The sequence below is a fragment of the Streptomyces sp. NPDC005423 genome (assembly GCF_040606415.1).
Classification (GTDB): Bacteria; Actinomycetota; Actinomycetes; order Streptomycetales; family Streptomycetaceae; genus Streptomyces.
The window spans coordinates 1-10,006 of sequence record NZ_JBEXET010000059.1 but is presented as its reverse complement, the minus strand read 5'-3'; the positions used below and the strand labels follow the sequence as shown (position 1 = coordinate 10,006).

The following is a 10,006-nucleotide window of genomic DNA, read 5'->3' as shown; positions in this document are numbered from 1 at the left end:
AAAGGCACACCATGGCCACCACCCTCGCCGCCGCCGGTCCGCGGCTCTGGGCACCCGCCCGGCACCGGCCCTTCCAACTCCTGTGGCTGGGACAGTCGTTGTCCCTGCTCGGCGACGGTTTCAGCGTCGTCGCCTTCTCCTGGATCACCCTCCAGCTGACCGGCTCCACCCTCGCCCTCGGCTACGTCCTCGCCTTCCAGGCGGTGCCCCGCGCGCTGCTCACCCTGGTGGGCGGCTCCCTCGCCGACTCCTGGTCCACCCGCACCCTCATGGTCGCCTCCAGCTGGACCCGGGCGGGACTGATGGCGGGCGTCGGACTCGCCGGGCTGAACGGGCAGTTGACCGTGTGGACGCTGTGCGCGGCGGCCGCCGCCTTCGGCGCGGTCGACGCCTTCTTCCAGCCCGCCCGCGTCTCCATCCTGCCCTCGGTCGTGGACGAGGAGCTGCTCACCCCGGCCAACGCGCTGCTGGGCACCGGCGCCCGGACCGCCGCGGTCGTCGGACCGGCCGTCGGCGGTGTGGTCATCGCCGTCACCAGGGCGCCGGTCGCCTTCCTCGTCGACGCCGTCTGCTTCGCCCTGTGCGGCTGGTGCGTGGCGAGCATCCGCACCCGCCCCCGGGCGGCGCGTGCGCGGGCCGACGAGGCGAAGGAACGCACGCCGCTCGGCGCGCGCATCCGCGAGGGCGTCACCTACACCTTCCGCGACCCCCGGCTGCGGACGATCGTCGCCCTCGACACCGCCGTCAACTTCTGTTACGCCGGGCCCTTCACGGTCGGTTTCGCCACCCTGGCCGACCAGATCCTGCGGGGCGGCCCGGCCACGCTCGGCGTGCTCAACGGGTCCCTCGCCGGGGGCGCGATACTCGGCACCCTCGCGGGCGGCGCGCTCGGCGGCCGGCCCCGGGTCGGCCTGCTGGTGGCCGCTCTCGCCGGCTGGCTGGGCGCCGGGATGGCGGTGCTGGGCCTGGTGCACAGCACCCCGGCCGTGGTGGGGACCGTGCTCGCCATGGGCTTCGCGATCGGCTTCCAGGGCGTGTTCGGACTCAGCTGGATCCAGCGGAACATCCCGCAGGACGTGCTCAGCCGGGTCGTCTCCGTCGACATGGTCCTCGGCTACGCGGCCGCCCCGCTGTCACTGATCGCCTGCGGCGCGCTGGCACGGATCGACACCTTCGCCCTGTTCGGGGCGGTGGCCGCCGTCCTCGCCGGGACCGGACTCGCGGTGCTCGGGTCACGGGCGGTGCGCGAGATGCGTTAGGCGAGCCCCTCCAACTCTCTTCTTACGTGAGGGAGTTGGACGGCTCGACCCGGGCCGGGTTCAGGCGGCCCGCAGGGCGGCCGACCGCGCGCACAGATCCGCGCGGTTGGCCGCTCCCGTCTTGGTGATGAGACTCGCGATGTGCTTCTCCGCCGTGCGCGGGGAGATGAACAGCCGGTCGGCGATGTCCTTGTTGCCGAGCCGCTCGGCGAGCAGCCGGAACACCTCGAACTCCCGCACCGTCACGCCCTGCGCGCGCAACTCGTCGGGAATGCCGCTGGTGCCGCTGCGGTGCTGGTGCACCGGAGCGCCGAGCCGGCGCAGCGCGGCCCGGCAGGCGCCCGTCACGGCCGCCGTGTCCCGCTCGTGGAAGTAGTGTTCGGCGCGCCGCAGCCAGCCCACCGGATCGCCCCAGCCGTCCTGGTGCGCCGCGTCGGCGATCAGCCGCAGACCGAGGTGCTGGGCCAGGGGGTACGGCTCCGCCACCGCCAGCGCCGACTCGACCGTCGCCGCCGCCCGCGCGCCCGCGCCCTCCCGGCCCAGCAGCACGGCGTCGGCGAGCAGCACGAACTGCCGGTTCCAGCGCATCCTGGCGACGGCGGTCGCGGTGATCTCCTCGTGCCGGACCCGGTCCGCGTCCCCGGCGAGCACGTCCAGCAGGAGCACCAGGCCGTGGGTGCCGCTGAGGTGGTAGGTGGAGGGGTTGACCGCCTCCAGGGCCAGCACCGCCCGCAGCTCGGCGCGGGCCAGGTCGCGGTCCTCCTCCAGCAAGGCGCAGAAGACGCGGGCCAGTCCGAGGCCCAGCGGTTCCTCCTGCGAGCCGGCCCCGTCCCACTCGGTGAACGCGGCGAGCGCCGCCTCCATCGCCGTACGGTCCCCGCGGTGTGCCTCCAGGGCGGACTGCGCCATGAGGACGTACCGCACGGCGGGCGCCAGACGCAGGCGGCGTACGACGGCCAGGCACTCGGCGGCGGCGGACCGGGCGGCCTCGTACTCGCCGCGCAGTACCGCGTCCAGTACGAGGATGCCGTCCACCGTGTGCACGATGTTCACCGAGCCGAGCCGCAGGGCCTCCTCGCGGGCGGCCAGCAGGCCCGAGGTGTCGCCCTCGGCGAGCCAGGCGTTGCCGCCCATGCGAGTGGCCGCGTACATGCGCTGCAAGGGCAGGCGGTGGCGTTCCGCCGTGGCGAGGGCCAGTTCGAGCATCGCCTCCGACTCCTGCGGGTCCCGCTCGCGGGCCACGGTGGCGAGCAGCTCGCTGGCCTGGCAGGCGACGACGGGCAGCCCGTACCGTTCGGCGGTGTCGGCGGCCGAGCGGGCCAGTTTCTCCGCGTGCTGGGTGCGGTCCGCCCCCGGCGTGTCGAGGGCCAGGTAGGCGGCCGTGACGTCGACGGCCGCGGCCGTCGCCTCGTCCGGCGCGCCCGCCAGCACCTCGCGGGCGCGGACGATCTGGCGGTTGCCGTCGTTCCAACGCCCGGCCGTGTGGGCGACCTTGGCCAACCGGGTGTGCAGCGTGGCCAGCCGCGCCGAGCTCAGCTCGGAGCCGCCCAGCATGTGCAGATCCTCGGCCAGGTGGAAGGCGCGGGCGAAGTCGCCGGCCTCCGCGAGCGCCGGCAGCAGGTTCTCCAGCACCGCGGCCCGCGCCTGGGGATCGCCGGCGTCGGCCAGCAGGCTCTCCGCGCGGCTGAGCAGGGTCACGGCGGAGCCGAGCGCGCCCGCCGCCAGGGCCCGGTCGCCGGCGTCCGCGAAGAGCAGCCCGGCCTCGACGCGGTCTCCGGCCTCGCTGCGCAGCCCGGCCGCGAGGGCGCACCAGTCGCCGCCGAGGCCGGGGTGCAGTTCCTCGACCGCCTCCGCGCCCCGCCGGGCCAGCTCCGCCCGCTGGCCCGGCGTCATCTGCGTGAACAGCGCCTCCACGGTGAGGGAGTGCCGGAAGGAGTACCAGTCGGGGGCCGGTTCGTCGGGTATCACCAGCCGGGCGGCCACGCCCGCGTGCAGATGGCTGAGCAGGGTCCGGTCGTCGACGCCGGTCATGCGCTGGAGCACGGTGAGCGGGAAGCGCCGGCCGAGGACGGCGGCGGCCGACAGCAGGGTCAGGCCCTGAGCGCCCAGTCGGTCGATGCGGCGCAGGATGCCGCGGGCCAGCGTCGATGAAACGTCACTACGCAGATCGCCGACCGCGCGCCAGCCGTCCGGCCCCTGCACCAGGGTGCCGGCCCCGATCATGGACTGCAGCAACTCCTCGATCAGGTACGGGCTGCCCGCGCTGTCCTCCCACAGCCGCCGCAGGACCGCCTCGGGCACCTCGTCCGGACCGTCGGCGCCGAGCTGGGCGGCGGTCATGGCGTGCACCTGGGGCCGGGTCAGCGGCGGCAGTTCGACCAGGGTGGCGGCACCGCGGCGGCGGGCGGAGTGCGCCAGGTCCAGGGCGTCGCTGAAGTCCGTGCGCACGGTGGCCAGCAGGAGGACAGGGGAGTACTCCAGGTTGTCCACCAGGTACTCCAGGACCCCGAGCGTCTCCGGGTCGGCGTCGTGCAGGTCCTCCAGGAGCACCAGCTGGCCCTGCCCGCGGCCGGCGGCGATGAGCAGCCGCAGCACCGCCTCGCCGAGGATGACCATGGAGCTGCTGTCGCGTTCCCCGGTGTCCCAGTCGGGGATCAGCCGCCCCAGGACGGGACGGTAGGGGCCGAGGGCCAGGTCGTCCATGGGTTCGCCGCCGCGGAACAGCGACATCAGCGCCTCGGTCAGCGGTCGGAACGGCACGGCCGGCCCCGTGGTGCTGCTGCGCCCGCGCAGCACCCGCATACCGGCGTCCAGCGCCCGGCCCACGGCCTCCGCCGCGAGCCGTGACTTGCCGACACCGGCCTCGCCGACCAGGAAGACGACACCGCCGCGTCCCTGCCTCGCCTCGGTCATGGCACGTTCGAGCAGGGCGATCTGAGGGTCCCGCCCGACCAGGGATGGCGCATGGGAACGCATGGACGTTGATGGTAATCGGATTATCGCGATCTGTGGCGGGTCGGCCCCCTCCGGACCGTTTCCGCTACGGCCGCCACCGCTGCCCGGGGAACGCGGCGGCGCGGGCCCGGTGAACGGGCCCGCGCTGTCACGCGGTTGAGGACCGGCCGGGACCGACGGGTCGTCAGTGCGGCGCGGAGACCGAGGTGTCCATGGTGCTCAGCGTGATGACCACGCCGCTGGTCAGTACCATCCCGGCCAGCACGCGGGCCCGGGCGCAGGCGCGGTTGCGGCCCTTGAGCGTGATCCCGCCCGCCGCGTCCCGCTCGTCGGCGGCGGTCTCGGTGACGTCGGCGGCGGTGGTGGCGAGGTGCTTGTCCATGACGGTGATCCCCTTCTGGTGTCCCGTGCGGAGACGCACGGTGCGGAGGTGGAGAGAGGCCGCGTTGCTGTCGGGCGGAGACGCGTGGTCAGTGGCCGGGGTGTCCCAGGAGCAGGACGGACGGCACGGCTTCGGGGTGGGCCAGGCGGAGCAGTCCGTAGCCGATGCCGGAGAGTCCGGTCAGCAGCCCGGGGGAGGGAACGTGGTCGGGGGTGGCACATCGGTGGCTCTGTGCCTCGACGAGGGCGAGCACCTGGCCGGTACGCCGGCTCAGCGCCTCGGCGGCGGTCGCGTCACCCCGTTCGGCGAGTACGGCCAGCGCCTCCAGCGTGCCGAGCGTGCCCTGGCCGAGGCTCAGGTCGGGACGCACCTCGGTCTCCGCCAGCCGATACGCGGGTCGATGCGCCGGCCGGGGCCGGTCCGGGGCCGGGGGAAGGTGGGCGGCGGCAGCGGCCACTCCGGCGAGCCCGTCGGCCCAGGAGGTGTCCGGGTGCGCGGTCTCCGTCTCCCGGAGCGCGGCGTGGAGCAGGGCAGTCGCGGCGGCCGTGTGCCGGGCGGCCCGTCCGGGCCGGACGGCGGCGTACCGCAGCAGCGCCCACCCGATCCCTGCGGCACCGTCCGCCAGTCCGGCACGCCCGCCGGTCCCCGCGGCAGCGGGCGCGGGTCCGACATGGCAGCCGATTGCGGAGCCACCGTTCGGGAGACCGGCGTCGCCGCTGGTCCGGGCGGAGTCATGGGTCGCCGGGGCCGGTCCCTCGGCACCGCTCACCGCGGCCGCCAGCCGGTCCGCCACGGTGTCCGCCAGCCGCAGGGCCGCCGGATCGCCGGTCGCCTCGTGTGCCGCGACGGCGGCGGCCAGGGCCCCGGCCGTACCCCCCGCGAGTCCCGGGTCGGAGCCGGCCGCGACGGCGTGACCGAGCGCGGTGAGCGCGTCCGGCAGACAGTCCGTCAGCTGCTCCTCGCGCAGCAGCGCCGAGAGCCGCACCAGGGCGTACACGATGCCACCGAGCCCGTCGTAGGCACCCGGCCCGGCCGCCGCGCTCAGCTCGGGGTCGGCGGCCAGCGCCTTCAGCAGGGCGGGCAGCGGCCGGACCGCCTCGCGGGCCGACGCGGCATACCGGCCGGCCCCGGCCAGCGCGTCCAGGTGCGCCAGGAACAGCGCGACGCCGCAGTAGCCCTGCGCGAGCCCGGCGCCCATCGGCAGCACCGCCCAGTGCGGGCCGGAAACCCGCTCCAGACCGAGCCAGTTGGTCCGGCCGCGGTCCCGGACCGCGCGGGCCGCGATCTCGTCGGCGATCCCGCACGCGGCCGAGAGCAGCCGGGACGCGTCGGGCACGACGGCCGGCACCGGCGCCACCGCCAGCTCGGACCGGGGCCCGCCCAGCGGCGAACCGGCGCCCCGTGCCGCCAGCGTCGCCGAGACGATCCACTCCTGGAAGTGGCAGTCGACCTCGTCCATCCCGGCGATCTTCTCCCGCACCGCCGCCAGACTCGCCCTCGGCAGCACCCCGCCCAGCCAGGAGCCGTCGGCCGCCCGGACCCCCGTACCGGACGGCCGATGCTCGAAGAGGGGGACGTCACCGCGCCAGAGGTCCGCCGTCTCGTGCTCGATGAGCCGCCGGCGCGCCTCGTCGTGCTCGGACTCGGTCCACAGCACCGCGAACACACTGTCCCGGGCGAGAGCGTCGCCGAGCAGGGAGGGATGGGCGGACTCCTCCAGCAGCGTGGCGTACAGGCGGGTGGAGCGGGCGATCAGCCGGGCCGGACTGTCGGCGCCGGACGCCAACGGGCCGTGTTCGCCGAGCAGTTCATCGCCGTGCGCGGCGATGGCCGCGTACGCGACGCGGAAGCCCTCCAGCAGGGCCGCCCGGTGGTCGGCACCCCGCGGGGAACGGCCGGCGGGCAGCGGCTGGTTCTGCGCGGCCGGGCTGAGCAGCGGGGCCCGCACGGCCCGCATGGTGTCCAGGCCGCTGTGTTCCCAGCACAGGCCCTCGCTCGGGAAGGTGCCGTCGGTGGACCGGCCGAGCGCGGAGATGTCGAGCGCCCCGTGTTCCCCGATCAGCAGGTGGGGGAGGAGGCAGGTGCGGTGCACGGAGGTGTGCAGGGCGTCGGCGGCCGGGTCGGCGCCCGCCGTCATGGCCTGCGGGATCCCGGTGTGCAGGAGCGTCTCGGCGTCCACCAGGACCGGCTGGTCCCCGCAGGCGATGACGTTCTCGTAGTGCATGTCGGCGCCGTCCACCGCGTAGAGCAGGGCCAGCAGCGCGCCCTGGCGCCGGTAGAAGGCGTCGGTCTCGGTCACCGACCGGCACCAGCGGTGCTCCACGAACTCCAGCCAGCCGTACGCCTGTCGGCGCAGGGTGCGCGGAGTGCGCAGCGCGAGGGCGGGCACCTTGGCGTTGAGCCAGGCCACCAGGGAGTCGAGCAGGGCGTGCTGGCCGAGCGGCCGGGGCTTGTACACCAGCCGGTCGCCGCCGGCGAAGTGCAGGATCGCGACGGACCGGTTGCCCTGGTGGGCGTCCCCACGGCCGAGGTCGGCCCCCGCGAGCGCCCCGGGGTCGCGTCCGTCGAGGAGCACGGCGGCCAGGGCGTCCCGGTCGGCCTGGAAGCGCGTCACCAGTTCGGCCGTCGCGTCGGTCGCGTCCAGCGCGGTCTGGCCGAGCATCCGGGCCAGCACCGGGTAGGTGGTGAACAGGCCGCCGAGGCCGCGGCGGGTGCCGGTGGCGGCGATGAACGAGGCGAACCGTTCGCGCGGGCCGGCGCCGGTGAGGCGCTGGGCGCGCCGGGCCAGGTCGAGTTCGTGCACCAGCGTACGGGCGGCCTGCTGCACCAGTTGGTGGGTCAGCCGGGCCTCGAACGCGGCCTGCCAGACGGCCAGTTCGGTGACGGGCACGGCGGGCAGCAGTTCGGCGAGCCGGGCGGACGCCGTGGCGACCACCCGTCGTACGACGGGTGCGAAGACGTCGGGCCCCGCGGTCTGCTCCGCCGGCTCCGCCGGGTCTGTGGCGTCGGCCTCCAGGACCGCTTCCACGTACTCCGCCCAGCGGGGCTTCGCCGTCCGGGCGGCCAGCCGCTCGGCGGGCTCGGCCGCCAGGGCCGCCGCCGTGGCGCCGTCCACTCCGAGGTGGGCCAGGCGCAGGGCGAAGCCGTCCTCGTCACCGACGGTCCAGGGGGCGCGTCCGGCGGCCGTGGAGGCGGCGGGCGCCGCCGGGAGTCCGGGGGCGGCGCACCGTTCCGCGAGGGACAGCGCCGGGGCCCACCAGGCGAGTGGCAGGCCGGCGCTCCGGGAGGTCGGGAGGCTGGCGGTCTCAGTCACAGGAAGAAGTTCGCAGACCCCCTACGCCCCCCACATGGGGAAGCTGCCCCCATATTCTGCGCGGCACCTCCCCAGGGGTGGGGGAAGCGGTCCGCGCGCACCCCCCCAGGACCGGTGAAAGCGCAGGTCGGAGGGTGGGTACCCCGCTCCTCCCGGGTGCGGGCGGGGGAGCGCCGACGTAGGGGTAGGGCGGCCCCTACGACCCTCGCGCCACCCCTGACGCGGCCCGCGCCCCCATCGACCGGGTGCGCGACCCACTCCCGAACGGGCCGGAGCCGCCCTTCGTACGGGCCCACCCGTGCGCACCCCCCATGCCGGGGGACGCGCCCCCCCCATGCCCGGTCGTCCCGAGGGCGTACCCGTACGGCACGGACACCGCAAGACCCTCCGCGCCGGCCGCGCGCAGCCGCACGCCACGCCCCGGAGGCGGCCGTACGGGGTGGGGCCGTCCGTCGCCGGAGGAAACGTGGGGAACGCCTACCGATGTCCGCCATCCGCCGTCGACGGCACGGTTGGCGCAGTACACCCCGCAGACCGCCCGCAGCACTCAAGTCCGGGCGGACGACCTCTCAAGGAGCAGCAGATGGGAGCACCCATACCCGTCGGTGTGGTCGCGCTCGACCCGGTGCTGGAGGCCGGCACCCGCACTACCCTGCTCGCCTGCCCGGAGCTGACCGTGTGCGAACCCGGCGACGCGCGGGTCGCCGTCCTCACCGTGGACCGGCTCGGGCCGGCCGAACTCGACATGGTGCGCACCACCCGCGCCCACCGGCAGCGCCCCGCCGTCGTCCTGGTCGCCGGCTCCCTCGCCTCCGGCGACGCCCTGCACGCCCTGGCCGCCGGCGCCCGGGGCCTGCTGCTGCGCCGCGAGGCCGACGCCTCCCGTCTGCACCACGCGGTGCTGGCCGCCGCCCGGGACGACTGCACTCTCCCGCCCGACCTGCTCGAACAGTTCCTGGACCGGCCGGCGCACACCCGGCAGAGCACCGGCGGCTGGGCAGGCGGCATGCTGTCCGACCGGGAACGCTCGGTACTGCGCCTGGTCGCCGACGGCCACGAGACCGCGGAGATCGCCCAGCAACTCGCCTACTCCCCGCGCACCGTGACCACCGTCGTCCACGACATCACCCAGCGGTTCCGGCTGCGCAACCGCGCCCACGCGGTCGCCTACGCGCTCCGGGCGGGTCTGCTGTGACGGCCACGCTCACCGCCGCGCCCGCGGTCGCCGCCGGACTCGCGCCCGCCGCCCGCACCGCGCCCCCCGTCGTCCACATCCCGCCCTCGCCCGCGGCGGACCGCGTCCGCGCCCTCGCCCGCCGGGCCGGCCTCGTCTGCGCGCCCGAGCACGGGGAGCCCGCGCACGGGAGGGTCACCGTGCTCGTCGCCGCCGACGCCGAACAGGCCCTGCGCGGCGTACGGCACCCCGGCCCGCTGCTCCTCGTGTGCGGCACCGTCAGCCGTGCGGGCCGGCTGCGGGCCCTGCGCACCGGCACGGTCGTCCTGCGGTCCGCGGACCTCACCGAGGAGACCCTCGCGGCGGCCGTGCGCCGCGCCGGACACCCGCACCCGAGCATCCCCTACCCGGAGCTCTCCCAGCTGCTGACCACGAACCCCCGGCCCGGCGAACCGGCAACCCCGGCAGGGTCGCTGACGGTCCGTCAGACATCCGTGCTGCGCCTGGTCGCCGAGGGCCACGCCAACGCGGACATCGCCCGCCTGCTGGACTGTTCCGAACACACCGTCAAGAACGTCATCTACGAGATCATGGCCCGCCTACAGGCCCGCAACCGGGCCCACGCGGTCGCGCACGCCGTACGCCACGGACTGGTCTGACGCGCCGAAGACCAGAACCAGCACCCAGCCCAGGACCATCACCACGACCAGGACGAGACCGGAAACCTCGACGCGGGGGACGGGACCCACGGACCGCACGGTCCGTCCGTCGCCCCGCGCGGTCGTGTCCGGACGCCGCCACCAGGGCGACCTCTCGTCACCGAGAACGCAGGACAGCACGGCGGGGCCGTACCGCGTCCACGTCGCCCTTGAGCCGCCGCGCCTGCGAGATCAGCGCGTCGACCGAGCCGTGACCTGGCGGCT

General features: G+C 75.6%; 6 protein-coding genes. 3 read left to right on the top strand and 3 right to left on the bottom strand.

Going from position 1 to position 10,006, the window contains the following annotated elements; genetic code table 11:
• Positions 1–11 precede the first annotated feature (11 nt).
• Complete coding sequence (locus ABZT12_RS35530) at positions 12–1,259, top strand: MFS transporter (RefSeq protein ID WP_356392755.1); 1,248 nt, start codon at positions 12–14, stop codon at positions 1,257–1,259.
• 60 nt (positions 1,260–1,319) lie between these two features.
• Here the strand turns inward: ABZT12_RS35530 and ABZT12_RS35525 are convergent, their stop codons facing one another.
• From ABZT12_RS35525 to ABZT12_RS35515, 3 genes are all read right to left on the bottom strand, one after another.
• On the bottom strand, positions 1,320–4,235 hold the full coding sequence (locus ABZT12_RS35525) for an AAA family ATPase (RefSeq protein ID WP_356392752.1): 2,916 nt from the start codon (positions 4,233–4,235) through the stop codon (positions 1,320–1,322).
• A gap of 163 nt (positions 4,236–4,398) precedes the next feature.
• Positions 4,399–4,635, bottom strand: a complete 237-nt coding sequence (locus ABZT12_RS35520) for a hypothetical protein (protein WP_356392749.1) — start codon at positions 4,633–4,635, stop codon at positions 4,399–4,401.
• A gap of 49 nt (positions 4,636–4,684) precedes the next feature.
• Positions 4,685–7,909, bottom strand: a complete 3,225-nt coding sequence (locus ABZT12_RS35515; protein WP_356392746.1) for a type 2 lanthipeptide synthetase LanM family protein — start codon at positions 7,907–7,909, stop codon at positions 4,685–4,687.
• 583 nt (positions 7,910–8,492) lie between these two features.
• On the opposite strand from ABZT12_RS35515, the gene ABZT12_RS35510 reads away from it, so the two are divergent.
• Both ABZT12_RS35510 and ABZT12_RS35505 read left to right on the top strand, forming a co-directional pair.
• Positions 8,493–9,104, top strand: coding sequence for a response regulator transcription factor (locus ABZT12_RS35510; protein WP_356392743.1), 612 nt, complete (start codon positions 8,493–8,495; stop codon positions 9,102–9,104).
• Positions 9,101–9,742: a LuxR C-terminal-related transcriptional regulator gene (locus ABZT12_RS35505; protein ID WP_356392740.1), complete on the top strand. Its 642-nt coding sequence runs from the start codon at positions 9,101–9,103 to the stop codon at positions 9,740–9,742. Before ABZT12_RS35510 ends, ABZT12_RS35505 begins: the two co-directional genes overlap by 4 nt.
• Positions 9,743–10,006: the final 264 nt, after the last annotated feature.

Bases quoted from the DNA above. Each gene is read 5' to 3' on its own strand.
- ABZT12_RS35525 (WP_356392752.1), bottom strand. From the start codon at position 4,235: ATGCGTTCCCATGCGCCATCCCTGGTCGGGCGGGACCCTCAGATCGCC.
- ABZT12_RS35510 (WP_356392743.1), top strand. From the start codon at position 8,493: ATGGGAGCACCCATACCCGTCGGTGTGGTCGCGCTCGACCCGGTGCTG.
- ABZT12_RS35530 (WP_356392755.1), top strand. From the start codon at position 12: ATGGCCACCACCCTCGCCGCCGCCGGTCCGCGGCTCTGGGCACCCGCC.